Raw genomic sequence first — 25,958 nt, forward strand, 5'->3', positions numbered from 1 at the left:
TCCTGCTCAGCGGCCCAGTGCCCCGCCTACCGGGGCGCGGGCGAAGCGCAGCTCCGGCAGCAGGGTCAGCAGCGCCAGTACTCCGAGGGCCGCGCCGACCCAGAGCGCGCCCTGCAGGCCGAATCCGCCGGCGATGCCCAGGCCGCCGATCCAGGAACCGGCCATCACGCCGAGCATGATGCAGGCGGTGTGCACCGAGTTGACCAGCATGTTGTTATGGCCGACACGTGCGCCGCGGGTCACCAGCGCCGGGTTCATCGACACCCCGGTCAGGCCGATCACCACCAGCGCCGCCACCGCCACCGCCGGAACCTGTCCGAACAGGGCGAAGGCCACCATCGCGGCGATGGCCGCCAGCAGGCCGAAGGCCAGGACCGCGATGGTATGGCGGTCGGCCAGGCGGCCGACGATGTTGTTGCCCACCAGCGTCGCCAGGCCGTAGACCACCAGCAGCAGCGGTACGGTCGAGGCGGAGAAGCCGCTGACCTCGGTGAGGATCGGCACGAAATAGGTGAAGCCGGCGAAGGTGGCGCCGATCAGCAGCAGACTGGTGGCGTAGACCCACCATAGATGGGCGTTCCTGAACACCTTCAGTTCCTCGCGCAGCGAGCCGCTGCCCGCCGACCCCGGGATCGCCGGCATCAGCTGCAACACCAGCAGGCCGACCAGCACCGCCACCAGCGCCACCGCGAAGAAGCTCGCGCGCCAGCCGTACCATTCGCCCAGCCAGGTGGCGACGGGCAGGCCGAGCACGGTGCCGACCATCAGGCCACCGAGCACCAGCGACGACGCGCGGCCGAACTGGTTGCCTTCGACCAGTTCGGCGCAGGCGGTCAGCGCCACGCCGAAGAAGGCCGCGGCGGCGACCGCGGTGACCAGTCGCGCCGCGACCATCACCGCATAGCCCGGCGCCAGGGCGCCGATGACCTGGCCGACCACGAACAGCGCGATCAGGCCGAGCAGGGCGTTCTTGCGCGGCACCCGGAGCAGGGCGGTGGACAACAGCGGGCCGCCGACGGCCATCGCACCGGCGTAGAAGGTGACCAGGTAGCCGATCGCGGCGAAGGACACGCCGAATTCGGCGGCCAGCGCCGGCATCAGCCCGGCGACCATGTATTCGCTGGTGGTCAGGGCGAAGATCGCGGCACCGAGCACGTAGACAATCAAAGGCATGTTTCCAGCTCCCGAGCGGTTCAGACGACGATGAAGCGAGCCACGGCGACCTGCCCGTGCCGTGGCCGCGCGATGAATGCACGACGGTGACTCATGCCGCCGACGAACCGAAGCCCTGGTCGGCGCCTTCGGGCAGCACCGTCACGCAGTGGGCGAACAGGTTCGAAGCGCTGCGCACCACGGTCAGCCCGCACTCGGCGAGCAGGGCGTGGAGGCAGGCGCGTGAATACGAGCGCGAGTAGAAGCCGTCGCTGCCGGTGAACACGGTGCCGTCGTCCCGCGTGTGCAACTCCAGGCCCTGCACCCCGCAACGGCGGTAGTAGCTCTGGCGGACGCGGGTGGCCTCGGCGCTGTCGCCGAACACCGAGACCACCGCCGCCACGCTGCGCTCGGCGAGGGAGTCGAGCAGCCGTTTCGGCTCGCGGAAGTTGCCCAGCAGGTTGAACGGCAGCAGGTACAGCGCGCGCGAGCCGACCGAGGCACCGCGCCTGGTGTGGTTGAGGATGTCGTCGACCACCGTGTCCGCGCGATCGCTCATGCCCTCGCGCTCGATCCGCGTGCGCAGCGTCTCGATCGCCCGCTGGTCGAGGTCGACGCCGAGATAGCGGGCATTGAGCAGGCGCGCGATTTCCAGCGCCCGGCCGTCGTAGCAGCCTAGCTCGACCAGTGCGTCGCAGCGCAGGTAGGCCATCGCCTCGAAGGTCATCAGGCTTTCCATTTGCAACAACGGCAGCACGTCGTCCGGAAAGTTGGCCAGGGTCATTATCGTCCTCGGACCGAACTCCAGCTCGTAGAAAGCCGACTCCCGATGCGTCCCGATCGTGAGATCCATGTTCTGACTCACCTCTTCCTCCAGCGAATCTCGCTCTGGTGTTGGTTGATCGAAGGCGATGCGCGTTCCCATGTCCCGGCACCGCCTTCGCCTGGCAGAGAAGCGACGGAACGCCGGCGTTCGCTGGCCTCAGGCGGCGCGGTGCTTCTCGACCAGTTGGAACAGTTCGTCCACCGTTTCCAGCAGGTCGAGTTCGTCGTCGACCCCGGTGACGCCGAACTCCTTGCGCAGCTTCAGCGACAGCTCGCTGACCACCAGCGAATCGAAAGCCAGGTCTTCCATCCTGCTGTCCCGGCTGATTTCCTCCTTCGGCACGCCGCTGGCGACGCTGAGCACGGTGAGGAGATGGTCTTCCATGTCGTTGGGCATTGTTCTTCCCTCTTCAGTCCATTGTCGGAACGATCTTCGGCCAGCGCAGGGCGACCGAACCCCAGGTCAGTCCGGCACCGAAACCGGTGAGGACCATGTTGCCGCCGTCGCGCAGGATGCCTTGGCGCAGGCCGTGGGCCAGGGCCAGGGGAATCGAGGCGGCGACGGTATTGCCCACCTCGGCGATGTTGCTCACCACTCGCTCGACGGGAAGGTCGAGCTGGTCGGCGACCGCCGCGAGAATGCGTGTGTTGGCCTGGTGCGGGACCAGGTGATGGAGGTCCGAAGCTTGCCAGCCGACCCGGTCGAGCACCCGCCGCACCGAGTCGCTCATCTGCGTCACCGCCTGGCCGAACACTGCCTTGCCGTCCATCCGGAAGTAGTTGGAGGCCTGTCCGGAACTGCGTTCGGCGCGACTGACGGCGGGGGTCATCAGCAGGTCGAACTGGTGGCCGTCGCTGCCGAGGTCGAAGGCCAGCAGCGCGCCTTCTTCCTCGGCATCGCCGGCACGCAGCACCACCGCTCCGGCGCCATCGCCGAACAGTGCGCGGGTCGAGCGATCGGCGGGGTCGAGGGTATGGCTGAAAGTGTCCACCCCGACCAGCAGCGCGCTGTCCGCCAGCCCGGCGCTGATCAGCGAGCCGACGCTGGCCAGGCCGTAGACGAAGCCGGTGCAGGCGGCGGACAGGTCGAACGCGAGCGCGCCGACCAACCCCAGGCGCGCCGCGACCCTGGGCGCGGTGGCCGGGCAGCAGAAGTCGCCGGTGCTGGTTGCCAGCACCACCGCATCGACTCGCTCCAGCCCCGCCGAGGCGAGCGCGGCGGAGGCCGCCCGCAGGGCCAGGTCGCCGCTGCCGAGGTCGCCCGCGATATGCCGCTGGCGCACGCCGGTGCGGCTGCTGATCCAGGCGTCGGAAGTGTCCAGCTCGGCGGCGAGCATGTCGTTGCTGAGCACGGCCTCGGGCAGGTAGCTGCCCAGGCCGCAGACCACGGCGGCGCGCGGCATGGCTCAGGCTCCCTGGACGATCTTGGCGGCGGCCTCGACCCCGCCCAGGGCCTCGAGGTGCCGCAGCGGATTCCAGAAGTCGCGGTAGAGCAGGATCTGTCCGTCGCGGGTGCGCAGCACCGAGATGTAGTCCTGCGCCAGCTTGCCGCCGGAAACGGTGGCCACGCCGTCGCCATGGAATTCGCCGATGGCCAGGTCGGGGTCGGCGGTCTCGTAGAACTGCACGTCGGTGAAGCGCACGGTCAGGTGCTCGGGAAACAGGCGCATGTGCGCCCAGATGGTTTCGCGGCCCTCGAAGCGGGTCTTCCAGCCCGGCGGGGCGTAGGGGAATTCGAGTACGCCTTCCGGATGGAACAGGTCGCACCAGCCACGGGCATCGCCGTTTTCCAGGAGGCGCAGGCTGTGGACGAGAATTTCCTTGGCATTCATTGGGCGATCCTCTCGATCGGGTTGGCGTGGGAGGCGGTGTTCGCCGCGGCGCTGCATCCGGTGCGCACCGGCACGCTGATCAGGGCGCGGAGGAAGGTGATCGGCAGCCACTGCAGCTCCGCGTGGGGCACCGCCAACTGGAGGTCGGGGAAGCGCGCGAGCAGGCGCTGGATGGCGATCCGCCCCTCCAGCCGGGCCAGCGAGGCGCCGACGCAGTAGTGCACGCCGAAGCCGTAGCCGAGATGGCCATCGGTGTTGCGGGTGAGGTCGAGGCGGTCGGGATCGTCGAAGCGCTCGGCGTCGTGGTTGGCGGTCAGGTTGGAGACCAGGATGTATTCGCCGGCGGGAATGGTGACCCCGTCCAGTTCCACGTCTTCCACGGTGAAGCGCAACATCGAGGCGCGCACCGGACTGTCGTGGCGGACCAGTTCTTCCATGGCGTTGGGCAGGAGTTCCGGCTGCGCCCGCAGCAACGCCAGTTGCTCCGGGTTGACCAGCAGGGTGACCAGCGCGTTGCCGATCATGTTCATGGTGGTCTCGAAGCCGCTCATCATCAGCAGGTGGGCCATGGAGACGAGTTCCGCTTCGCTCAACTGGCCGCTCTCGTCGGCGGCCTGCACCAGCCCGCTGTAGACGTCGTCGGCCGGCTGCCGGCGCTTGGCCTCGAGCAGCACGCGCAGGTAGTCGACCTGCGCATCGGCCAGGGCCTGGGCCTCCTCCGGCGACAGCAGTTCCGCCTGGCGCTCCCAGGACTGGCGGGCGTGTTCGCGCTCGGCCTCGGGAATGCCCAGCAGCTCGAAGATCACCGCGATGGTCAGCGGGATCGCGAAGTCGGCCATCAGGTCGGCCTGTTCGCGGCCGGCCATGGCGTCCAGCAATGCCTCGGTGATCCGTTCTATATGCGGTTGCAGGCGCTCCACCTGGCGCGGGGTGAACGCGCGGCCAACCAGCGAGCGCAGGCGGGTATGGTCCGGCGGGTCGAGGTTGAGCATGTGGTGGCTGAGTCCCTCGCCGATCCCCGCGCGCGGGCTGCCGGTACGCTTCGCGTAGAGTTCGGCGGCCTGCCGGGCGTCGCGGCGGACGCCCGGATGGTTGAGGACCTTGCGCGCGTCGCGGTAGCGCGTCACCACCCACACCGGATGCTCGGCGGCGCGATGCGCGGGACGCGGCGCGCCGTCCACCTGCAGGCCGTCGTAGAGCGCGTGCAGTGGCGAGATCAGTTCCTCGCCCAGTCTCAGTTTGCGATCAGGCACGTTGCTCCTCCTTCGCCGCCGGGGCGGCGGTGACGATGGGGCGGAACATCCCGTCGATCACGCTATCGGGCAGCAGCCGCGCCAGCAGGGTACCGCGGCGCACGTCGGCGCCGACCCGGTAGCGGGTCCGCGGCTTGGCCGCGGTGAGCGCGGCATGCACCGCGGCGGCGACATCGGCGGGCTTGGTCGCGCTGTTGCGCGCGCCGTCCTCGTTGGCCTGGAGGAAGCGCAGGTAGGTATCGCGATAGAGGTCGGCGACGGCGTCGGGGGCGTCGGCCAGGGCGCGCTCGCCCTCGCTGGCGATCTTGCCCCAGATCGGCGTCCAGATCGCCCCGGGGCTGACCACCGAGACCTGGATGCCCATGGGTGCCAGCTCGCGGCGCAGGGCGTCGCTCACTCCCTCCTTGGCGAACTGCGCGGCGGAGTAGGCGCCCAGGTAGGGAATGGCGACCGAGCCGAGGCCCGAGGTGACGTTCACCAGGCGCGCCGCGCCGCCACGGCGCAGCAGCGGCAGGATCGCCCGGGTCACCGCGAGCTGGCCGATCAGGTTGACTTCCAGCTGGCGCCGCAGCAGGTCGCTGGAGACGCATTCCAGCGGCGCGGAAATGCAGATCCCGGCGTTGTTCACCAGGCCCCAGAGCCCGGTATCGCCGACTTTCTCCGCCACCTGCGCGGCGGCCCGGCCAATGGATTCCTCGTCGGTGACATCGATCAGCAGCGTGCTGATCCGGCCGGACGGGCAGGCGTTCGCCAGGCGCTCGCCATCCTCCTGGCGGCGCACCCCGGCGATCACCTGGAAACCCTGTTCGGCCAGGTGCAGCGCGGTTTCCCGGCCGAGGCCGCTGGAGGCGCCGGTGATCAGTACGTGGCGGCCCTGGGGCGAGAGAGGTTTGCTGGTGAATAACATGTCATTGCTCCTCGAGGGCGGATCGTTGGGGGGCGTGGATCGCCGACAGCAGGGTGCCCAGGCAATCTTCGGCCAGGCGTTCGGCGCGTTCGCCGGGGACCGCTTCGTCGATATAGGTGAAGTTCCAGAACAGCCGGCCATGGCTGGAGTTGATGGCGGCCACGAAGTAGCCGTTCACCGAGATGCCGGTGAGGAACTGCGCGTCGGAGAGGCGCAAGGCGCCGATCCGCTCGGGGAACGGATAGCGACCGATGTTGGAGGAGCACAGGTTGATCGGCCCTTCGGCTTCCATGAAGGCCATGAATGGCCGCGCGTCGGCCATGCGGCGCGGCGCAGCGCTGGCGACCAGGGTGACCAGGTTGAAATGATGGCCCTGGCGACGGCGTTCGCCGAGGTCGTCGGTGAGCGCGCGGGCGACCTCCCAGAACGGCCGGGCGATGTCCAGCACCACCGGTACCGTGGCGACGTAGGTGCCTACTTCGTCGGGGCGCACCGGCGGCTCCAGTTCGTCGCGGAAGTCGATCGGCGAGCCGATGGCGATGTGGCTAGGGCGGCGCTGGTGGTCGTGGCCGGCGGCGATGGCCAGCGCCGCGGTCAGCGCGCCGTGTACCGTGGTGCCGTGTTCGCGGGCGCGTCGTTGCAGCTGTTCCAGCTGCGCGCCGTCCAGCTCCCGGTGCAGCAGGCGGGTACGCCGCGCTTCCAGCGGCACCGGGTTGCTCGGCTCGATCCGGCCCGGGCGGTGGCGACCGACCAGCGCTTCGTCCTGGGCGGTCTGCTCGGCCAGGCGCGCCGCGCCTTCGTCGCCGGTGAAGCGGCGCGGACGCAGATCCTCCGCCGGCGGCAGGGCGCTGGCGGTCCAGGGTTGCGCGGCAGGGTCGGCGGCCAGGGTCAGCCATTGTTCGGCGAGGGTCAGCACGGTAGTGCCGTCGGCGATGATGTGCGGTACCACGACCAGCAGGTCGTGGGCGCCGGCGTCGGTGGCGATCGCCACGGTACGGATCAGTGGCCCGTTGTCCGGATCGATGCGTTCCGGCAATTCGCGCTCGTTGATTTCCCGCAGCCATTGCTCCTCGCCGCCGCCGCGCACCTCGCGCAGCGGGATGGGCCGCTCGCAGGGCACCCAGCGCGGATCGAGCCCGGCATCGTGCTCGATCCGCGCGCGCAGCAGCGGATGCCGCGCCTGCAGCGCGTCGAGGCCGCGGCGCAGGTCGTCGATGGACAACCGGCCATGGACCCGCACCCGGGAAATCACGTTCAGCGCGGAGAACTGGTCGCTGAGCCAGTACCAGCGTTCCACCGCGGACAGCGGGCGTCGTATCTCGGCCATCATTCGACTCCTGGGAAGGTCAGTGCCAGTTCGTTCTGCCGGGCGAAGGTTCGCTCCGGAGCGAAGCGGAAGTAGAGATCGCGGGCGACGGTGCGTAGCGGATGCTCCAACTGCTCGATGCGGCTCAGCGCCCGCGAGGTCTCGACCATCGCCCTGGCGCGGTCGCGACGGCGGTTCTCGTAGGCGCGCAGGGCGGCTTGCGGGTCGTCGATGGTGGCCAGGCAGTGGGCCAGCACCGCGGCGTCTTCGATGGCGATGGCGGCGCCCTGGCCGAGGCTGGTCAGCATCGGATGCGCGGCATCGCCGAGCAGGGTCACCGGGCCGTCGCCCCAGCGCTCCAGGAACGGTCGGTCCTGGGCCGGCAGGCTGCTGATGTCGGCCTCCGGGGTCGCCTCGATGACCGCCTGCACTTCGTCGGCCCAGCCGGCGTAGAGGCGCTGGATGCCCGCCTTGCCGCCGCGCCAGTCCTTCGCCTGTTCGGCCGGCATGTTGCGGGTGCCCCACCAATAGACGTTGCCTTCGCCGATGTCGGCGAGACCGAAGCGCTGCCCACGGCCCCAGTAATGGGCGACGTAGCCCGGCGTCACCTTCGGATGGCGGAACGCCGGCGTGGCGCGCCAGATCACGTAGTGCCAGTCGGTGGGACGCTCCGGGCCGGTCATGGTGGCGCGGATCGCCGAGTTGAAGCCGTCGGCGCCGATCAGCACGTCGGCGTGCACTTCGCGGCCGTCGCTGCAGAGCACGGTGACGCCTTCGCCGTCGGCGTGGCGCAGGTAGCCGGTGGCGCTCACGCCCAGTTCGATGCGGCAGTCGCGGGCCTGTTCCAGCAGCGCCTGCTGCAGGCTCGCGCGGTGGATCGCCAGGCTCGGCTGGCCGAGCTGACGGGCCAGGCCGCCGAAGTCGATGGCGCGGATCGGTCGCCCGCGCCGGGTGAGGAACCGCAGCGAGTCGAAGGCCTGGGCGCGGGTAAGGTCAGGGCGCACGCCGACCCTCTCCAGGGCGGTCAGCGCGTTGGGCATCAGCGACAGCGCCGAGCCGACCGCGCGCAGCTCCCTGGCCCGCTCGTAGAGTTCGACCTCGAAGCCGGCGGCTTTCAGGCAGGCGGCCGCGGCGAGCCCGCCGATGCCGGCGCCGGCGATGACGATCTTCAGGGGATGTCTGCTCATGGGCGGGTCCGTTCGCTGGAGGTGGAGGGTTCGAGCAACGCGGCGATCTCTGCCGCGACCGTCTCGACATAGGGTTCTTTCATCAGCACCAGGTGGTCGCCGGGTACGTCGATCACATCGAGGCGGCCGCTGGTCCAGTGCTGCCAGCCGTTCTTCGGGTCGCCGTAGTGGGTGCCGGCGGCGTCGTGCATCGGCTTCAGCGCCAGCGGCAGCGGGCCGTCCGCGCGCAGCAGGGTCATGTCCTGGTCGCTGACTTCCGGGCGATAGCCGATGAGTGCCTGCCAGCTCGCCCGGAACAGCTCGTAGAGCCGCTGCACGGTGGCGCGCGGGGTGCCGGCGGGAAGTACGCCGGCCTCGATGGCGCGTTCGACGATGTGGTCGAGTTTCTGCTCCAGGCTCGCGCCTTCAGGCAGCGGCTCGACCTCCTCGTCGCTGCGCTCGAACCAGACCAGTTCCCAGTAGAAGAACAGCAGCAGGGCTTCGTCGCTGGCGCTGCCGGCGTGGTTGCGGTCGACGGTGATGGAGTCGAGCACGATCAGTTGGGCGACCGCCTGCGGGTCGAGCGCGCGCAGTTGCCGGGCCATCTCGTAGGCGACGAAGCCGCCGAACGACCAGCCGCCGAGGTAATAGGGGCCTTCCGGCTGCACCCGGCGGATCGCCGCGAGGTAACTGGCGGCGATGTCCTCGAGGACCGCCAGCGGCGTACTGCCCTGGCCGGTGCCGGCCGCCTGCAGGGCATATACCGGCTGGTCCGGCGGCAGTGCGCGGACCAGCGGCAGGTAGCAGAGTACGTGGCCGCCGAGCGGGTGGACGAGGAACAGCGGCGGGCGGCTGCCGCCGGCACGGATCGGTACCAGCGGGTCGAAGGCGCGCACCGCCGAGCGTTCCCGCAGGCGTTCGGCGAGGCCCTCCACGGTCGGCGTCTCGATCAGCGCGGCCATCGGCAGGTCGACGCCATAGCGCTTCTCGATCAGCAGCATGAAGCGCATCGCGCTGAGCGAGGTGCCGCCGAGGTCGAAGAAGCTGTCGCGGATGCCTACCCGGGGACGATCCAGCAACTCGCCGAGGAGTCCGGCCAGGGTGCGCTCGTAGTCGTCGCGCGGGGCCAGGTACTCGATGTTCGTCCCGTGCTCCAGCGGCAGTGCGCGCAGGGCGGCGTCGTCGCGCTTGCCGCTGGGGGTGAGGGCGAAGCCGTCGACCCAGGCGAAGTGTGCCGGCACCATGTGTTCCGGCAGTTCGCTGCGCAGCGCCTGCTTCAGTTCGGCGAGATCCACCGCCTCGGGCTCGCCGAGCAGGAAGGCAGCGAGGAATGCATCGTTGCCCTGGCGCTCGCGAGCTACCACCGCCGCGCCGCGCAGGCCCGGCTGGCGCTCGGCCTGGCGCATGATCGCCAGCTCGACCTCGGCCGGCTCGATGCGGAAGCCGCGGACCTTGACCTGGGTATCGGCGCGGCCGAGCCAGACGATCTCGCCGTTGCCGAGGATGCGCCCGAGGTCGCCGGTGCGGTAGAGCCTGGCGCCGGGGCGCCAGGGATGTTCGACGAAGCGCTCGGCGGTGAGTTCGGGGGCGCGGTGGTAGCCGCGCGCGAGGCAGTCGCCGCCGAAGTACAGCTCGCCGGTAACGCCGACCGGTACCGGGCGCAGCGCGGCGTCGAGCACCTGCACCTCGACCCCGTCCAGCGGCCGGCCGATCGGCGGCAGGTCCGGGTAGTGCGCCGGATCGCCGCTCAGCGAGTGGTAGGTGACCTGGTGCGTCTCGGTGGGACCGTACTGGTTCTCCAGCAGCAGCCCGGGCATCGCCGCGCAGAACGCGCGGACGTCTTCGGTGATGCGCAACTGCTCGCCGGAGGACACCACCACGCGCAGGGCGCCGGGGCGCACGCCCAGGGTGTTGGAGGCCTCGGCGAGGCGTTGCAGGGCGACGAAGGGCAACAGCACGCGCTGGACCTGGCGGCGTTCGAGGACATGCAGCAACGCGGAGGGGTCCATCCGCTCGCGGTTGGAGATGAGTTGCAGCTCGCCGCCGCCGCACAGCGTGGAGAAGATCTCCTGGAAGGCCATGTCGAAGCTCAGCGGCGCGAACTGCAGGGTGCGCAGCCCCGGTACGCCGCTGGCGACGCGCAATTGCCACTGGGTGTAGTTGGCCCACATCCGGTGGCTAAGCTCGACGCCCTTCGGCCGCCCGGTGGAACCGGAGGTGAACAGCAGCATGGCCAGCTCGTCGAGCTGCGGCGCGGCGAAGGTCTCGGGCTCGATGTCGGCGACCAGTTCCTCTACCGGCAGCACCCGTTCCGCCGCGGCGACATGGGCGTGCTCGGGATGCGCGACCACCCGGAACGGCTGTGCGGTCTCCAGGATCAGCGCCAGGCGCTGCGCGGGATAGCTGACGTCCAGCGGCACGCAGACCAGGCCGGCGCGCAGGATGCCCCAGATCGTCGCGATCATCTCCGGCGAACGGTTCAGCGCCACTCCGATCGCATCGCCGCGGCGCGCGCCGGCGCGGACCAGGCGGGTGGCCACGCAGCGCGCCACATGGTCGAGGTCGCGATAGGTCCAGCGTTGCTCCTCGAAGGCCAGCGCGGCGCTGCCCGGCAGCGCCTCGACCTGGCGTTCGAACAGGCTGACGACGTCGACCAGCGGCTCGGGCTGGGAAGCGGCGTCGCGGCGAGGGGCGAGGAAGGCGAAGTCGGCGGCTTCGTCGGGATGCTCGGCGAGGCGCCACAGGAGCTCGACGAAGGTCGCGCCGATCAGCGCGGCCTGGCTGCGGCTGATGCCGCGGCCGTCGCTGTCGATGCGCAGGTACATGCCGTCGCTGGGCGTGGCGATCACGTTGACCAGCAGGGCGAAGTTGGTTTCTTCCCAGACGTGGAAGTCGCGCAGTTGCCACAGCGGTTCGAGGACATGCAGGTTGACGTAGTTGAAGGCGCTGCTCAGTTCGTCGCCGACGATCTGCTGGATGGCGCTGAGCGGATAGCGGCGATGGGCGTGTCCGTCGCGCTCCTGGCGGAACAGCGCATCGGCTACCTCGATCCAGCTATGCCCGGCAATCTCCGAGCGGACCGGCACGGTATTCAGGAACAGGCCGACCATGCGGTCGGCGTCGGGCAGTTCGGGGCGGCCGTTGCTGATCGCGCCGGTGACCACGCTGTCGCTGCGGGAGAACAGATGCAGGGTCAGGCAATGGGCGGCGAGCAGCAGCGATTTCAACGGCAGTCCGCGTTGCGCCGCAGTGGCCTTGAGTCGTTCGAGCAGCCCGTCCGGCAGCGCTTCGCGATGGCTGGCCGGACCTTGCGCGGCTTGCGGCTCGTGGGCGCCGAAGCCGTCGAGGCGGGTCATCCTCGCGCCCTCCAGCAGCCCGGTCCAGTACCCCACGGCGGCCGGCGAAGCCAGCGCGGCCAGCTCCTCGCGGACATGGCAGGCCAGCGCCGGCGCGGGGCCCGGCAGCGGCTCGCCACGGTAGGCGGCGACCAGCGCGACGATCAGGTTGGCCACGCTCCAGCCGTCGAGGATCGCATGGTGGAAGCTGAACACCAGGTCCAGGCCGTCCTCGCGGACGAACGCGGCGAACAGGAACAGCCCGGGCTGTTGCAGCGAATAGCGATGGAAGCGGCGTTGGCGGATGTGCTCGTCGAGCACCGTCCCGGCCTCCGGGTTGCCGCGCAGGTCCAGGATCAGCGGTTCGCTGCGCGCCTGGGTATGCACCAGTTGCAGCGGTTCGGATGCACCGCTGAGGTCGAACGACGAACGCAGCGCGGGATAGGCGGCGACCACCCGGTCCAGCGCGTGGCGGAACGCGGCTTCGTCCCAGGCCAGGTCGAAGCGGTAGTGGAACACGTCGTGGTAGACCGACGAGTCGGGGCGCTGGCGGCTATGGAAGAGCAGGCCGAGACTCAGCCGGCTGGTCGGGAAGGCGTCCTCCAGCCCTTCCAGGCGCGGCTTGTCGACTTCGGAAACCAGTTCGAAGGGCTGGTAGCTTCGCTCCGCGAGCGGACGCACCAGGCGCTCGGCGAGGCCCGCCACCGTCGGGTTGCGCATCAGGTCGGCGAGTTCGAAGCCCAGGCCGCGCCGCTGTGCGGCGGCGCGGATGCGCAGCATCAGGATCGAGTCGCCGCCGAGGGCGTAGAAGTCGTCGTGCACGCCGACCTCCGCCACGCCGAGGACATCGGCCCACACCGCCGCCAGTTCGGCCTCGGTCGCCGTGCGCGGCGCAACCGCCGCCACCTGTTCCGGCGGTGCCGGCAGTTGCCGGCGGTCGAGCTTGCCGTTGGCGCTGAGCGGGAGGCTGTCGATGCGCACGAAGAAGGCTGGCAGCATGAAGTCCGGCAGCGTCGCCGAAAGTCCGGCGCGCAATTGACCGGGGTCGAGTTCCGCCGCAGCCACGTAGTAGCCGACCAGGTGCGTGCCGCGTACCGCCGAATCGCGTGCCACGACCGCGGCGTCGCGTACGCCGGGAAGCGCGGCGAGGCGGTCGCGTACTTCGTCGGGTTCGACCCGGTTGCCGCGGATCTTCACCTGGTCGTCGGCGCGGCCGAGGTATTCGAGGTTGCCGTCGGCCAGCCAGCGGGCCAGGTCGCCGGTACGGTAGAGACGGCCGCCGGCGACGAAGGGGTCGGCGAGGAAGCGCTCGGCGTTCAACTCCGGCCGGTTCAGGTAGCCGCGGGCGACGCCGACGCCTCCTATATATAGCTCGCCGACGGCGCCGAGGGGCTGCGGCCTGAGCGCGCGGTCGAGGACGTACAGGCGCAGGTTGTCGATCGGCCGGCCGATCGGGACCCGCGTGGGGTTGTCGCTGGCGCATTCATGGTCGGACACGTCGACGGTGGCCTCGGTCGGTCCGTACAGGTTGACCAGTCGCACGGCGTCGCCGAACAGCCGGCGGAAGCGCGTGACCTGCAACGGCGCGAGGGCTTCGCCGCTGCAGAACACCAGGCGCAGCGAGCTTGCCGCCGCGCGGGCGGTCGGGTCGCCGTTGAGCAGGTCGAGGAACGGCGTCAGCATCGACGGTACGAAGTGGATGACCGTGACCGCGTCGCGCTGGATGCTCCGCAGCATTTCCCGCGGGTCCTTCTCGGCGCCGGGCGGCAACAGCGACAGGCGGGCGCCGGTGAAGCTCCACCAGAACAGCTCCCAGACGGATACGTCGAACGTCACCGGAGTCTTTTGCAGAAGCACGTCGCGTTCGCCGATCGGATAACGACGCTGCATCCAGTTCAGGCGGTTGACCACCGAGCGGTGCTCGACCATGACGCCCTTGGGCATGCCGGTCGAACCGGAGGTATAGATGACATAGGCCAGGTCGCCGGGCGCCACGTTGGCCGCCGGCAGGTCGCCGGTGCTCTGCGGCAGGCGTTCGAGGTGCAGCACGCGCGTCTCTCCGAGGCTCTCGCCGAGTGTCGCTGCGCGCTCGTCCACCAGCACCACGCGGGCACCGCAGTCTTCCAACAGCAGGCGGACGCGCTCCAGGGGATGGTCGGGATTGATCGGCACATAGGCGCCGCCGGCGCGCTGCACGCCAAGGATCGCCGGCAGCAGGTGGGGACCGCGGGCGACCAGTAGCGCTACCCGCTCGTCGGTCCTCACACCCGCTGCGCGCAGGGCGTCGGCCACGGCCTGGACCTTGGCGTCCAGCTCGGCATAGCTGAGCGTGCCGCCGTCGGCTTCCAGCAGCGCGGTGCGTTGCGGGGTGCGTGCCACCTGCTCGGCGAACAGCGTGGGCAGGGTAGCCTGCTCGGGGAATGCCTGGTCGGTGGCGTTGCGGGTGTGGATCAGTTCCTCGCGCTCGGCGGCCGACAGCGGATCGAGTTCGCCGAGGCGGCGCTCGCCGCCCTCCACCAGGGCGCGCAGGAAGGTTTCGATATGCCGCGCCGCGGCGTCCATGGGGTAGTCGGCGTCGAACACATCGCAGGCGTATTCGAAATCCACCTGCGCGTCGCTGTGCCCGTCGAACTCGGAGACCCAGATGGCCAGCGCGTCCGGGTCATGGGCGTGGGTTTGCGCCACGGTCTCGACGCTGGCGCTCGGGATCGCCTGGGCGGCGGGCCAGCGCATGTAGGAAAGGGTGGTGTCGAACAGTGGCGAGGCGCCGCGCAACAGGTCGCCGAGGGGCATCTTCTGGTGGCGCAGCAGCGTCCGGGTCGCCTCGCGCAACTGCGCCAGGAATTCGTCGACGGTCTGTTCCGGCGCGGTGCGGATGCGTAGCGGCAGGGTATTGGCGAAGTGCCCGACCACTTGCTTGGCCGCGCGGTCGGCGCGGTTCAGCACCGGTACGCCGAGGACCACGTCGTCGTTCTGGTGGATCCGCGCCAGGTACAGCGCCACGGCGGCGGAGAGGAACAGGAAGGGCGATTCGCCACGATCGCGGATCGCATCGAGCAGTGTGCGTTCCAGCGTCAGCCTGTGGCGCGCGGTGCGGCGCAGCCCGGCCGGGCGCCTGCGGGTGAAGAGGGCCGGCTCCAGGCCCTCCAGGGCCTCGGCGAAATAGGCGCGGTCGCCGCGGTACTGTTCCGAACCGGAGTAGTCGTCGGTCTCGAGTTGCGCCAGGAGGGAAGCCGTCGGCATCTGCGCCTGTGGCTCGCCTAGCTCGCCCAGGTAGCCGGCGCGCACCCGGCTGAGGAATAGCTGCAGGCCCCAGGCGTCGCTGACGATATGGTGGGTGCGCACGTAGACGTAGAGCGCCTGGTCGCTATGCAGCAGGGCCAGGTCCACCAGGCTGCGGCCGTCCAGCGGGTAGGCGTGGCGGAAGGCGTCGCGCAGCCAGGATCGCACGGCGGCCTCGGGGTCGCGGTCGGCGCGCAGGTCGACGTGGCGCGCCTCGAACTCGGCATCCGTGTCCAGCCACTGGTACGGCGTACCGTCCGTCTCGCCGAGGCGCAGGCGGAACGCCTCGGTGTCTCGCGCCGCCTGCAGCAGCGCCCGTTCCAGGGCCTGGGTATCGACCTCGCCGGTGAAGCGGTCGTAGCTGAAGATGGTGTACTGGTCGAGTTCCGGAAACTGCGCGGCGGCGACCCAGATGTCCCGTTGGTAGGGCGATAGCGGCAAGCGAGCGAAACGAACCATCCCTGCGTCCTCTTCAACAATCCATCGATTCGGCGAACACGGGCACCGCACGCCTCGCCGGACAGGTTCCACCCGTCGACGTTTCAGCGCGCCGTAGCCAGCGTGGTTGGCAGGGAAGCGGCGGCACCCGAAGCAAGAGCGGGGTGTACTATTACTTTTGGCAGGCTCGAAGAAATAGCTGTTAATTCTTGCAGGGTAATCGCGTTGTTAACTGTTAATTCTGGTAGGTGTTTACGAGGCAACTTACAAATCTGTTAGGTTCCGGGAAACGTGCGTCGCGGCCCTGCATGGCTATGCTTCACGAGATTACCTTCGCCGGTCTTTTCGAAGTTGAAGCAAGCCTTTCGAAAGTGTCTGGCTGATGCATAATGGGCCGCTCGGAAGAGGCGCATTAACGGATATATATCCGCGCCCTGGCGAACAACGAACGCATGCCCTGAAAGGTTTGCCGGATGGATTACCAACAGTTCCAGGAGGTTGCATGAAAACCGATGACAAGGACCGCGAAGGCGGCGACTCCCACGGCGCCATCGGCGCCAAGCTGATGGAGTACGCGCTCAAGGTCAGGAAGGTGTTCGTCACCGGCGGGGTCGACGAGAAGATGGCCAAGGACGTCGTCCAGCAGCTGCACATCCTCGCCTCGATCAGCGACGATCCGATCTACATGTTCGTCAATTCCCCGGGTGGCCACGTCGAGTCCGGCGACATGATCTTCGACGCGATCCGCTTCATCACACCGAAGGTCATCATGATCGGTTCCGGCAGCGTTGCCAGCGCCGGCGCGCTGATCTATGCCGCGGCGGACAAGGAAAACCGCTATTCGCTGCCCAATACCCGCTTCCTCCTGCACCAGCCGTCGGGCGGCATACAGGGGCCGGCCAGCAATATCGAGATCTACCGCCGCGAGATCGTGCGGATGAAGGAACGCCTCGACCGGATCTTCGCCGAAGCCACCGGGCAGACGCCGGAAAAGATCAGCGCCGACACCGAGCGCGACTTCTGGCTGAACGCGGAGGAGGCCGTGCAGTACGGCCTGGTCAACAAGATCATCGTTTCGGAACGGGAGATCACGCTGCCTGGCCAGTGAGTTACCGCAGGCCGGATAAATACGAAGGCGGGCGCGAAGAGCGTATTTCCCGATTCTCTTCTCGCTCGCTTTTCTTTCTTTAATTTCCGATCGATAGGGTAACTTTTCTTACTTTTATTTTGCTTGTTTTCAAAATGCCATCAGCAAGAATGGCTGACTTTTGCAAAGTCTCACGTCGCGCGCCCGTTATTTTCAATCATTCTATCGAGCGACATTTTTCAGGCTTACGGAAATTACCTTCCGTCTGCCGGCCTTGTTTGACTCGACCTGACGTAACAATGGACAAGCGCCGGGAAAGTTCCAGCTTCCGCGGCGCTTGCCGGTATTTCCAGTGAATTGTTTTCAGGCGTTCGCCGCGCGCCGGGCCGCCGGCGAGTTGGCCAGGTATTCCAGGGCTTCCTGGGTATTCGCCTCGTGCTCGGGGTGGTACCAGGGATTGAAGTAACGGGCGACGTCGCGGAAGGTGCGCGCGAGGTTCGGCAGCAGGCCCTGCTTGCCGAGCCGCCACCAGGTTCGTAGGAATCCCTGGCGCTTGGCGCCGCGCAGGCTCGGGTCCTGGTCGAGGAGGGTGCGGGTGCCGTCGGCGAGCAGGTAGACCAGTATCGCGATGACCAACAGCATGGTCAGTTGCCGGGTGACGAAGCTGCCGCCCAGATGCACGTGCAGGTCGTGGGCGACGCTGCGGTGCTCTACTTCCTCGGCGCCGTGCCAGCGCAGCAGGTCGAGCATCACCGGGTCGCTGCCGCGGCGATCCAGCTCCCGGGCCTCCAGCACCCACTTGCCGAGCACGCAGGTGAAATGCTCCACCGCGGCGATGATCGCGCAGCGCTGGCGCAGCCACCAGCCGTCGAGGGCGCGGGTCAGGCTGTTCTGCCCCAGCGGGTAGTCGCAGAGCAGGCGTTCGAAAAGGAAATCCATCTTGTCGGTGAACGGCTTGGAGTCGATGTCGAACCTGCTCAGGTAGCGCTGGATCGCGCCGTCGTGGGCCCGCGAATGCATCGCTTCCTGGCGGATGAAACCCTGCACGTCGTCGCGCAGGCGGGCGTCGCTAACCAGCGGCAGGGCCTTGTTGTAGAGGCGGCAGAACCACAGTTCGCCGGAAGGCAGGAGCATGTGCAGGACGTTCATCACCTGGGACGCTTCCGCTTCGCCGGGAACCCAGTGCAGGGGGGTATCGCTGAAGTCGAAGCGGACCTTGCGCTGGACCAGCTTGTGGTGGAATTCGCTCATGGCAGGCTCTCAGGAAGTCAGGTCGAAGCGCGCGAGAAACCGCGTGGCCCAGGGCGCGAAGCGCCATTGCAGGGCGCCGAGGTGCACCTCGCTGCCCACCGAGACCACCGCCTTGTTGCGCTCCACGGCGCGCACCAGCTTTTCCCCGACGGTGTCCGGGCTGAGCCGGCGTCGCTTGTAGAAGCGCTGGATCTTCGCCTGGCGCCGTGCCTGGCGTTCGGCGTCCATGCCGACGAAGCGGGTGGCCTGGACAATGCCGGTATCGACGAAGCCCGGGCACACCGCGGTGACTCCGATCGAACGTCCGGCCAGTTCCGCCCGCAGGCATTCGCTGAGCATCACTACCGCGGCCTTGCTGGTGGCGTAGGCGGGGTAGTTGCGCGACGGCGCGAAGGCCACGCCGGAGGCGACATTGACCAGGTGCCCCGGCTTGTTCGCCGCGATCATCTGCCGGCCGAACAGGCGGCAGCCGTCGATCACGCTCCACAGGTTGACCCGCAGCAGGCGCTCCCATTCCGCGGGCGAGGTGTCGAGCATCGGTCCGGCCATGCCGATGCCGGCATTGCTGACTACCACATCCGGGACTCCGAGGGTGTCGCGCACCCACTCGGCGAAGGTCTCCATGGCCTGGGTATCGCCGACGTCGACCTGGTAGACATGGGCCGTGGCGCCAAGGGCGCGGGCCAGTTCGGCGCTGCGTTCGGCGGCTTCCAGATCGAGATCGGCGGCGAGCAGGCTGGCGCCGCGCTCGGCGAAGCTGAGCAGGGTCGAACGGCCGATGCCGCCGCCGGCGCCGGTGACCACCACCAGCTTGCCGCTCATCGAGCGCGCGTCGGGCCGGACCTGGGCGCGTTGCAGGGCCGGCGACGACTCGCCGGTTTCCTGGGCGTCGATGAACTCGCCGAGCCAGCCGGCCAGTTGCTCCGGCTCGGCCAGCAGTTGCCAATGGCCGACGCTCGCCTCGCGCCGCCACAGGCGTGGCGCCCACAGGCTGAGGTGCTGGAACAGCTGGGCGCCGACGTAACGGTCGCGGGTCGGTACGATCAGTTGCACCGGCACTTCGGTGTGGCGCTTGCGCGGACGGAACAGGCTGCGGATGAAGTTGCCGCGGTACAGCTTGACCCCGTGCCGGCCGTCGCTGGCCTGGGTCGGGTTGACCTGCGGATGGCGGACGCCTTCGGCGTGCTTCAGGAACTGCGGCCAGAGCCGGGCCAGGCCGGCGCTCCAGAGCAGCTCGGGTACGACGGGGGTATGGAAGAAGGCGATGTACCAGGAGTGGAGCAACTGGCCGAATACCGCTTTCAGGGCCTTCGGACTGCGCTGCCTGAGGTGTTCGCGCATCCAGAAACCGACATGGTCCAGGCAGGGCCCGGAGATCGAGGTATAGGACGCGATCAGCGGTCGGCACTGCGGATCGGTGACGCTTTCCCAGGTCTGGATCGAGCCCCAGTCATGGGCCAGCAGGTGCACCGGGCGATCCGGGCTGGTGGCGCGAATCACCGCCTGCAGGTCTTCGCTGAGCCGTTGCAGGTGGTAGTCGCGGCTCCAGCGTGGCTTGTCCGAAGCGCCGGCGCCACGCACGTCGTAGGCGACGATGCGGTAGCGCCCAGCCAGTTGGCGGATCAGCGGCAGCCAGGTCTCGTGGTTGTCCGGGTAGCCATGCACCATCAGCAGCGTCGGCTTGTCGTTGTCCGGCGCGCCCCAGCAATGAACCGCCAGGCGCACGTCGCCGGACTGCACGAACAGCCGTTCCGGCTGCAGGTCGGGGAGGGCGAGGAGCGCGTTCATGCGGCCTCCCGTGCTTGCGGCAGCAGGCCGCGCGCCTGCCAGCGGCGGACGTGCGGCAGGTCGTCGTCGAGCCAGTAGGCGTCGTCTTCGGTGACTACCAGCAGTTCCTCGAACTTGGCGCCCACCCCGCGTAGCCCCAGGTGCGGTTCCACCGCCCAGAGACCGGGCGTCGGCGGGTGCTCGGAGCGCTTGCCGCTGGACCACAGCGGCGACCAGCCTTCGCGCTTGCCGGTGACCAGCGCGTTGCGCGTCAGGGTGTACAGGTTGCGCACGCCGAAGCGCGCCACCGAGGGACCGCGGCGGTTGCCGAGCTTTTCCACGCGATGGGCGAGCACTTCGAAGGGATAGGCCTTGTGCCGTGGCAGGGTGCCCTGGATCACGCAGAGCCGGTCGACCGCCTGGCTGACTTCGGCCAGGGGGCGCCGTTCGCGGACCAGGTCGAGGATGGTGCGTCGGTGTATCAGCAGGTCGTCCATCAGCCGCTCCTGCAACAGGTTGTGGCCGAGCGCGCCGGAGTAGCCGACATCGGCGGTATAGGCGCCGAGGGTCGGCGCGCAGTCGAGGATGAACGGCATGCCTTCCTCCAGGCGCTGCTTGCCGGGGTAGAAGGCCAGGTTGAAGCCACCGAGATGACGCAGGCCGTCGAAGCCCTTGAACGAGGTGCGGCTGCCGAACCAGGCGAAGGGCTGGTGGAACCAGTCGTCGACGCCGTGATCCTGCAGCCAGGTCTTCATCAGCGCCGCGGCTTCCCTCTCGCTGATGCCGGCGCGCAGTTCGCCGTGGATGGTTTCGCAGCAGGTATAGGCCAGTCGCTGGACCTGGCGGAAGTGATCGAGATCGTCGGGAGTGGGTACCCAGGCGCCTTGGGACATGGCTCTCTCCAGGCTGGCTTGTCGTTATTGTGACATTGATTGATGTCATGGTTGATGCTGGCCCATAAGCAGGCGTTGCGCCAGCCCTGGGAAGTCTCTTCACGCCGGTGTTACGGCACTTGCTACCGGCGCCGGAAGGCCCGGGGCAGAAGGCTCGGGACGTTTCCCCCGGGTTGTGGCGGCGGTGCCGGAGGAGCGGCTGACCGACGAGTCCAGTCTTTGGTTGGCGCCCGCGCATCCCGACGCCGGCAAAGAGCGTTGCACCCCCGGAGGTTGTGGCCGTTCGGCGGGCCTCGTTATGATCCGCCTCCATGAGCACACCCCTGACCCTCCTGCAGCGCCTGCTGCAACGTGGCGAGCAGCCGTCCGCCGAGGATGCCCGCGAATACAGTGTCGACGAACTGGCGCGCGCGGCCGGCAGCAGCGTGCGCAACGTGCGTGCCTACCAGGACCGCGGCCTGCTGCCGCCGCCGGAGCGGCGCGGCCGGGTCGGCGTGTATTTCGACAGCCATCTCAAGCGCCTGCGGCTGATCAACCAGTTGCTCGAACGCGGCTATTCCAGCGCCAACATCAAGGAATTGCTGGAGGCCTGGGAACAGGGCCGCGACCTCGACCACGTGCTCGGCCTGGACCAGGCGATCATCGGCGAGTGGAACCTGGAGACGCCCGGCAGCATCGGCTTCGACGAACTCCAGGCGATCTTCGGCGACGAACTGAACGACCGGGTGATCGACAAGGCCCAGGCGCTGGGCCTGCTGCTGTTCGACGGCGAGTGCATGAAGATCCCCAGTCCGCGGCTGTTCCAGGCCGGGCTGGAGCTGTACCGCAGCGGCATCCCGCTGGAGGCGCTGCTCGATCACCTCGGCGAGTTGCGCAGCGACACCGAGCACCTGGCGGCGGGGATCGTCCGCCTGATCGTCACCCACCTGGTGGACGGCCGCGGCACCGACCTGCTGCCCGGGGCGCCGGACCTGCAGGAGCTGGCCAAGGTGTTCCTGCGCCTGCGCCCGCTGGCGGAACACGTGGTCCAGGTGGAACTGGCGCGCGGCCTCAAGCTGTCGGCCAACGAAATGCTCGGCGAGCGTGTCGGCGAGATGCTGCGCAAGCTGGAAAAGCCTTCCTGACTCTTCTTCAGATCTTCCGCGCCGCCGCCTGGATCTGTTCCCGCAGCCAGGCGCCGGCCGCTTCGCGCTCGGCGTCGCCGCGCCAGATCTGCACGTAGTCGAAGCGCGGGATCGCCAGCGGCGGCTCGCAGACCGCCAGTTCCTCGGGTAACCGCAGGCGTTCGAGGATGCGCTCGGCGATGGTCAGTACCAGGTCGGTGCCGGCCAGCAGCGCCGGGGCCACGGTGAAGTGCGGCAGGGTCAGCGCTACCTGCCGGCGCAGGCCGCGTTTTTCCAGGGCGCTGTCGACTTCCTCGGCCGGGTTGTCCTGTAGCGAGACGCGCACGTGGCGGGCCGCCAGGTAGCGGTCGAGGGACAGGCCGTCGGGGCGGTCGAACAGGCTGCGCCGACAGACGCAGACGAAACGCTCCTCGAACAGGCGCCTGGCGCGCACGCCCTCCGGAAGCAGGGGGAATACCCCCAGCGCGCAGTCCAGTTGTCCTTCGGCGACCTGCCGGGCGGTTTCCAGGCGCGGTTCCTGGACTATCCCGAAGCTCACCCCGGGCGCCAGCGCCTGTTGCTGGCGCAGCAGCGCCGGCAGCACCACCCAGGCGCCGTAGTCGGACATGCCCAGGCGGAAGTGGCGCCGGCTGCGCACCGGCTCGAAGGCCGGCCCGCCGATCACCCCGCGCACCTGGTCGAGGCTGGCCTGGAGCTTCGGCGCCAGCTCCAGCGCCAGGCTGGTCAACTGCATGCGGCTTTTCACCCGCACCAGCAGCGGATCGCCGAACAGTTCGCGGAGACGCCCGAGGGCGTGGCTGACCGCCGGCTGCGACATGGCCAGGCGCTGCGCCGCGCGGGACACGTGGCGCTCGCTGAGGAGCGCGTCGAGCACCACCAGCAGGTTGAGGTCGATACGGCGTAGGTCATGAATCTGCTGCATGGAGGCTGTACCAACTATCGATTTCCATTCGCGAAGTGGATAGCAAAAACTCCGCTCCAGAGGCAATGGCCGGAGGAGGAGAATCAGCATGCCCAATTATCTGATGGTACTGATGGCAGTTTCGGTGGGCGGCATGGTGGTGCTGCAGGCCGGCAGCAACGCCTTGCTCGGGCGCCTGCTCGGCCATCCGCTGAGCGCCAGCCTGACTTCGCTGGGCGTCAGCCTCGGGGCGGTCTGCCTGGGCCTGCTGCTGGTGCGGGTGCCGCTGCCGGCTACCGCCAGCCTCGGCGGCGCGCCCTGGTGGAGCTGGCTCGGCGGGCTGTTCGGCGCGGCCTACCTGACGGTGGCGATCCTGGTCGCGCCGCGCCTGGGCGCCGCCACTTTCATCGCGTGCGTGGTGGCCGGGCAGATGCTGGTCTCGGCGCTCTGCGACCAGTTCGGCTGGGCCGGTTTCCCGGTGCGCCGTTTGTCCTGGGAGGGCTATCTCGGCCTGGCGCTGGTGGTGGCGGGGGTATTGCTCCTGCAATGGCGGGGAAGAGTGTGAGGAGAGTGCCGGCGAGGGCTGTCAAGTGGAATCTGGCCTAGACCAAAATCTTGATCTGAAATTGTGACGAAGTTGGCATGAATAGTTGTTGCAAAGCGTGTTGAAACCAAAGCGTCTTTTTCCCTCACTAGCGTCGTCGGGGTTCGAACAGCTTGCTGCCGAGTGAGCCTGCGGGCGTCATGGATGCGCTCGGCAGCCCTGTGCCACACCCTGACCTGGTGAGTCCCCCCGATGATTTCGAAAAGCAGAAGAAGCTTCATCCGCCTGGCCGCCGGTACGGTCGGCGCCACCGTCGCCACCAGCATGCTGCCGTCGAGCATCCAGGCGGCCCTGGCGATTCCCGCGCACCGCCGGCATGGCAACCTCAAGGACGTCGAGCACGTGGTGATCCTGATGCAGGAGAACCGCTCCTTCGACCACTATTTCGGCACCCTCAAGGGCGTCCGCGGCTTCGGCGACCGCATGGCGATCCCGCTGCCCGACGGCCAGCGGGTCTGGCACCAGAAGGGCAGCAAGGGCGAGATCCTGCCCTACCACTTCGACACCAGCACCACCAGCGCCCAGCGCGTCGACGGCACCCCGCACACCTGGCCGGACGCCCAGCAGGCCTGGAACGAAGGGCGCATGGACAAGTGGCTGCCGGCCAAGACCGAGCGTTCCCTGGGCTACTACAAGGAGCAGGACATCGCCTTCCAGTTCGCGATGGCCAACGCCTTCACCATCTGCGACGCCTATCACTGCTCGTTCCAGGGCGGCACCAACCCCAACCGGCTGTTCCTCTGGACCGGCACCAACGACCCGCTCGGCCAGCACGGTGGTCCGGTAACCACCAACGACCACGACAGCAACGGCCCGGTGGAGCAGGGCTACACCTGGACCACCTATCCCGAGCGCCTGCAGGCTGCCGGCATCACCTGGCGGGTCTACCAGGACATGGCCGACAACTTCTCCGACAACCCGCTGATCGGCTTCCGCCAGTACCGCGCCGCGGCGCCTGACTCGCCGCTGATCGTCAACGGCCTGAGCACCTGGAAGCTCGATGCGCTGAAGCGCGACGTGCTGGCCAACAGCCTGCCGCAGGTGTCCTGGATCGTCGCCCCGGCCAAGTACTCCGAACACCCCGGCCCGTCCAGCCCGATCTGGGGGGCCGAGTACACTTCCTGGGTACTCGACGCGCTGACCGCCAACCCGGAGGTCTGGAGCAAGACCGCGCTGCTGGTGATGTTCGACGAGAACGACGGCTTCTTCGACCACGTCGCCCCGCCGGCCGCGCCGAGCCTGAACAAGGACGGCACGCTGCGCGGCAAGACCACCGCCGACGCCACCCTCGAATGGCACACCAAGGGCGATATCCGTTATCGCAACCAGCCCTACGGCCTCGGCCCGCGGGTGCCGATGTACGTGATCTCGCCGTGGAGCAAGGGCGGCTGGGTCAACTCCCAGGTGTTCGACCACACCTCGGTGATCCGCTTCCTGGAGCAGCGCTTCGGGGTCATGGAGCCGAATATCAGTCCCTGGCGTCGTGCCGTCTGCGGCGACCTGACCTCGGCGTTCAACTTCGCCAACCCGAACAACGAGCCGTTCCCCGAACTGCCCGACACCAGCCAGGCCGACGCCATCGTCGCCAGCCAGATCAAGCTGCCGAAGCCGAAGCCGCCGGCGGTGGCCGCCATGCCCAAGCAGGAAATGGGCATCCGTCCGGCCCGCGCCTTGCCCTACGAGCTGGGCGTGCATGCGCGCTACCGCAGCGGCGGAGATGCGCTGAGCCTGACCTTCGCCAACACCGGCAAGGCCGGCGCGGTGTTCCAGGTGTTCGACCTGCTCGACAGCGAGAACCCGCCGAAACGCTACACCGTCGGCGCGCGCAAGCGCCTGCACGACAGCTTCCAGGGCGACGCCAGCGGCGACTACCACCTGGAAGTGCACGGTCCGAACGGTTTCCTCCGGGTCTTTCGCGGCAACCTGCGGCGCGACCTGGCGGAGCGCAAGGCGCCGCTGCCGGAAGTGCGGATCGACTACGAGCCGCTGTTCGGCAACCTGCGCGTGCAACTGATCAACCGTGGCCGCCATCCGGTCAAGCTGACGGTCAAGGACAACGTCTATCGCCAGGGCGAGCGGCGTACCGTCAACGTGCCGCCGGGACAGCGCCGGGAAGTCCGCTATTCGCTGCGCAGCAGCGGCAACTGGTACGACTTCAGCGTCAGCGCGCAGGGGGCGGACAGCTTCCTGCGGCGTTTCAGCGGTCGCATGGAAGATGGTCGCTCCGGCTTCAGCGACCCGGGCATGGGCCTGGGCACGCTGACCTTCTGACCCGGACGGCCGCGCCGGCTCCCTGCAATGGGGCGGCCGGCGCGGACGGCCTGCGCCCTAGTCGAGGGGAACCGGGTAGAGGGTATTGAGGATCCACTTGCCGTCCTTCAGGACGAAACCGTACGAAATCTCCTTGGCCATGTACGTATCCCAGCGCGTGCAGACGCCCTGGCCGTCGGCCTGCTTGCAGGAGTAGGCATCGATCTTGCCCATGTGCAGCTTCTCCAGGGAAACCACCTGGAACTTGCTGTTGCCGCTGCAGGCCACCGGATTGTCGATGTATCCGTACTGGCGCCAGGCCGCGTCGTAGTTGCCTCTCGACTTGAACAGGGTCTTGTCTTTCTGCGACGAGCCGGATGGCGGCGTCATCCCGTAGATGTGCTGGGTCACGTGGCCGCCCATCGAGGTATTGCGCGTGGCGTCGGCGCTTTGCTGCACGCTGGTGATGTCGCGGCAGGCGGCGGCGTTGGCCGAGGAGGCCAGCAGCAGAAGGGCGGAGAAACCCAGGCCGGCGACGCACTGGTGTGCGTCGGGGCGGGGCAGTGAAAAGCGGTTCATCGGCGG

At 68.6% G+C, this 25,958-nt stretch carries 19 protein-coding genes; 4 read left to right on the forward strand and 15 right to left on the reverse strand.

The genetic code is table 11. The features are described 5' to 3' along the window. Window positions 1–6: 6 nt before the first annotated feature. The 10 genes from HMPREF3014_RS24505 to HMPREF3014_RS24550 form a co-directional block, all read right to left on the reverse strand. Window positions 7–1,173 (reverse strand): MFS transporter, encoded by a 1,167-nt coding sequence (locus tag HMPREF3014_RS24505; RefSeq protein WP_004345139.1) that lies wholly within the window; start codon window positions 1,171–1,173, stop codon window positions 7–9. Window positions 1,174–1,264: 91 nt separating this feature from the next. Beyond that, entirely contained in the window at window positions 1,265–2,017 is a 753-nt protein-coding gene (locus tag HMPREF3014_RS24510; protein ID WP_003119643.1) for an SAM-dependent methyltransferase, read from the reverse strand. Between the two features lie 117 nt (window positions 2,018–2,134). Further along, on the reverse strand, window positions 2,135–2,374 hold the full coding sequence (locus HMPREF3014_RS24515) for an acyl carrier protein Acp3 (RefSeq protein ID WP_003106204.1): 240 nt from the start codon (window positions 2,372–2,374) through the stop codon (window positions 2,135–2,137). A gap of 13 nt (window positions 2,375–2,387) precedes the next feature. Next, window positions 2,388–3,380: a beta-ketoacyl-ACP synthase III gene (locus HMPREF3014_RS24520; protein WP_003091712.1), complete on the reverse strand. Its 993-nt coding sequence runs from the start codon at window positions 3,378–3,380 to the stop codon at window positions 2,388–2,390. 3 nt (window positions 3,381–3,383) lie between these two features. Further along, entirely contained in the window at window positions 3,384–3,809 is a 426-nt protein-coding gene (locus HMPREF3014_RS24525) for a nuclear transport factor 2 family protein (protein WP_003091711.1), read from the reverse strand. Continuing rightward, on the reverse strand, window positions 3,806–5,062 hold the full coding sequence (locus HMPREF3014_RS24530) for a cytochrome P450 family protein (RefSeq protein WP_023087132.1): 1,257 nt from the start codon (window positions 5,060–5,062) through the stop codon (window positions 3,806–3,808). The genes HMPREF3014_RS24525 and HMPREF3014_RS24530 overlap by 4 nt, the downstream gene beginning before the upstream one ends. After that, window positions 5,055–5,969 carry an SDR family NAD(P)-dependent oxidoreductase gene (locus tag HMPREF3014_RS24535; RefSeq protein ID WP_003106196.1) on the reverse strand — a complete coding sequence of 305 codons (915 nt, stop codon included), beginning with the start codon at window positions 5,967–5,969 and terminating at the stop codon, window positions 5,055–5,057. Before HMPREF3014_RS24535 ends, HMPREF3014_RS24530 begins: the two co-directional genes overlap by 8 nt. A gap of 1 nt (window position 5,970) precedes the next feature. Beyond that, entirely contained in the window at window positions 5,971–7,299 is a 1,329-nt protein-coding gene (locus HMPREF3014_RS24540; RefSeq protein ID WP_073647903.1) for a condensation domain-containing protein, read from the reverse strand. Further along, window positions 7,296–8,462, reverse strand: a complete 1,167-nt coding sequence (locus HMPREF3014_RS24545; protein WP_003091709.1) for an FAD-dependent oxidoreductase — start codon at window positions 8,460–8,462, stop codon at window positions 7,296–7,298. Before HMPREF3014_RS24545 ends, HMPREF3014_RS24540 begins: the two co-directional genes overlap by 4 nt. Then, the gene (locus tag HMPREF3014_RS24550; protein WP_023087134.1) at window positions 8,459–15,517 is read right to left on the reverse strand and encodes an amino acid adenylation domain-containing protein; all 7,059 of its coding nucleotides are present in this window, start codon (window positions 15,515–15,517) and stop codon (window positions 8,459–8,461) included. The genes HMPREF3014_RS24545 and HMPREF3014_RS24550 overlap by 4 nt, the downstream gene beginning before the upstream one ends. Window positions 15,518–15,998: 481 nt before the next feature. On the opposite strand from HMPREF3014_RS24550, the gene HMPREF3014_RS24555 reads away from it, so the two are divergent. Further along, on the forward strand, window positions 15,999–16,604 hold the full coding sequence (locus HMPREF3014_RS24555; RefSeq protein WP_003091706.1) for an ATP-dependent Clp protease proteolytic subunit: 606 nt from the start codon (window positions 15,999–16,001) through the stop codon (window positions 16,602–16,604). A 342-nt stretch (window positions 16,605–16,946) separates the two neighbouring features. Here the strand turns inward: HMPREF3014_RS24555 and HMPREF3014_RS24560 are convergent, their stop codons facing one another. Genes HMPREF3014_RS24560 through HMPREF3014_RS24570 form a run of 3 tightly spaced genes read right to left on the reverse strand, consistent with a single transcriptional unit; the run spans window position 16,947 to window position 20,494 of the window. Next, a complete protein-coding gene (locus HMPREF3014_RS24560; protein ID WP_003102091.1) occupies window positions 16,947–17,834 on the reverse strand; it encodes a metal-dependent hydrolase in 888 nt (295 codons plus the stop codon). Window positions 17,835–17,843: 9 nt separating this feature from the next. Continuing rightward, window positions 17,844–19,622: an SDR family oxidoreductase gene (locus HMPREF3014_RS24565; protein ID WP_003102094.1), complete on the reverse strand. Its 1,779-nt coding sequence runs from the start codon at window positions 19,620–19,622 to the stop codon at window positions 17,844–17,846. Further along, complete coding sequence (locus tag HMPREF3014_RS24570; protein WP_003091703.1) at window positions 19,619–20,494, reverse strand: M24 family metallopeptidase; 876 nt, start codon at window positions 20,492–20,494, stop codon at window positions 19,619–19,621. The genes HMPREF3014_RS24565 and HMPREF3014_RS24570 overlap by 4 nt, the downstream gene beginning before the upstream one ends. A gap of 311 nt (window positions 20,495–20,805) precedes the next feature. Here HMPREF3014_RS24570 and HMPREF3014_RS24575 point away from each other — a divergent pair, with 311 nt between their 5' ends. Then, window positions 20,806–21,618: a MerR family transcriptional regulator gene (locus HMPREF3014_RS24575; RefSeq protein ID WP_009313699.1), complete on the forward strand. Its 813-nt coding sequence runs from the start codon at window positions 20,806–20,808 to the stop codon at window positions 21,616–21,618. 7 nt (window positions 21,619–21,625) lie between these two features. Here the strand turns inward: HMPREF3014_RS24575 and HMPREF3014_RS24580 are convergent, their stop codons facing one another. Continuing rightward, window positions 21,626–22,540, reverse strand: a complete 915-nt coding sequence (locus tag HMPREF3014_RS24580) for a LysR substrate-binding domain-containing protein (RefSeq protein ID WP_003138279.1) — start codon at window positions 22,538–22,540, stop codon at window positions 21,626–21,628. Window positions 22,541–22,628: 88 nt separating this feature from the next. Between HMPREF3014_RS24580 and HMPREF3014_RS24585 the strand changes: the two genes are divergently transcribed. Further along, on the forward strand, window positions 22,629–23,084 hold the full coding sequence (locus HMPREF3014_RS24585; RefSeq protein WP_003158318.1) for a DMT family transporter: 456 nt from the start codon (window positions 22,629–22,631) through the stop codon (window positions 23,082–23,084). Between the two features lie 231 nt (window positions 23,085–23,315). Further along, window positions 23,316–25,394, forward strand: coding sequence for a phosphocholine-specific phospholipase C (locus tag HMPREF3014_RS24590; RefSeq protein ID WP_003113149.1), 2,079 nt, complete (start codon window positions 23,316–23,318; stop codon window positions 25,392–25,394). 57 nt (window positions 25,395–25,451) lie between these two features. Here HMPREF3014_RS24590 and HMPREF3014_RS24595 read toward each other — a convergent pair whose 3' ends face one another. Then, window positions 25,452–25,952, reverse strand: a complete 501-nt coding sequence (locus HMPREF3014_RS24595) for a hypothetical protein (RefSeq protein ID WP_016263221.1) — start codon at window positions 25,950–25,952, stop codon at window positions 25,452–25,454. Window positions 25,953–25,958: the final 6 nt, after the last annotated feature.

This window comes from Pseudomonas sp. HMSC065H01, assembly GCF_001815235.1.
Classification (GTDB): Bacteria; Pseudomonadota; Gammaproteobacteria; order Pseudomonadales; family Pseudomonadaceae; genus Pseudomonas; species Pseudomonas aeruginosa.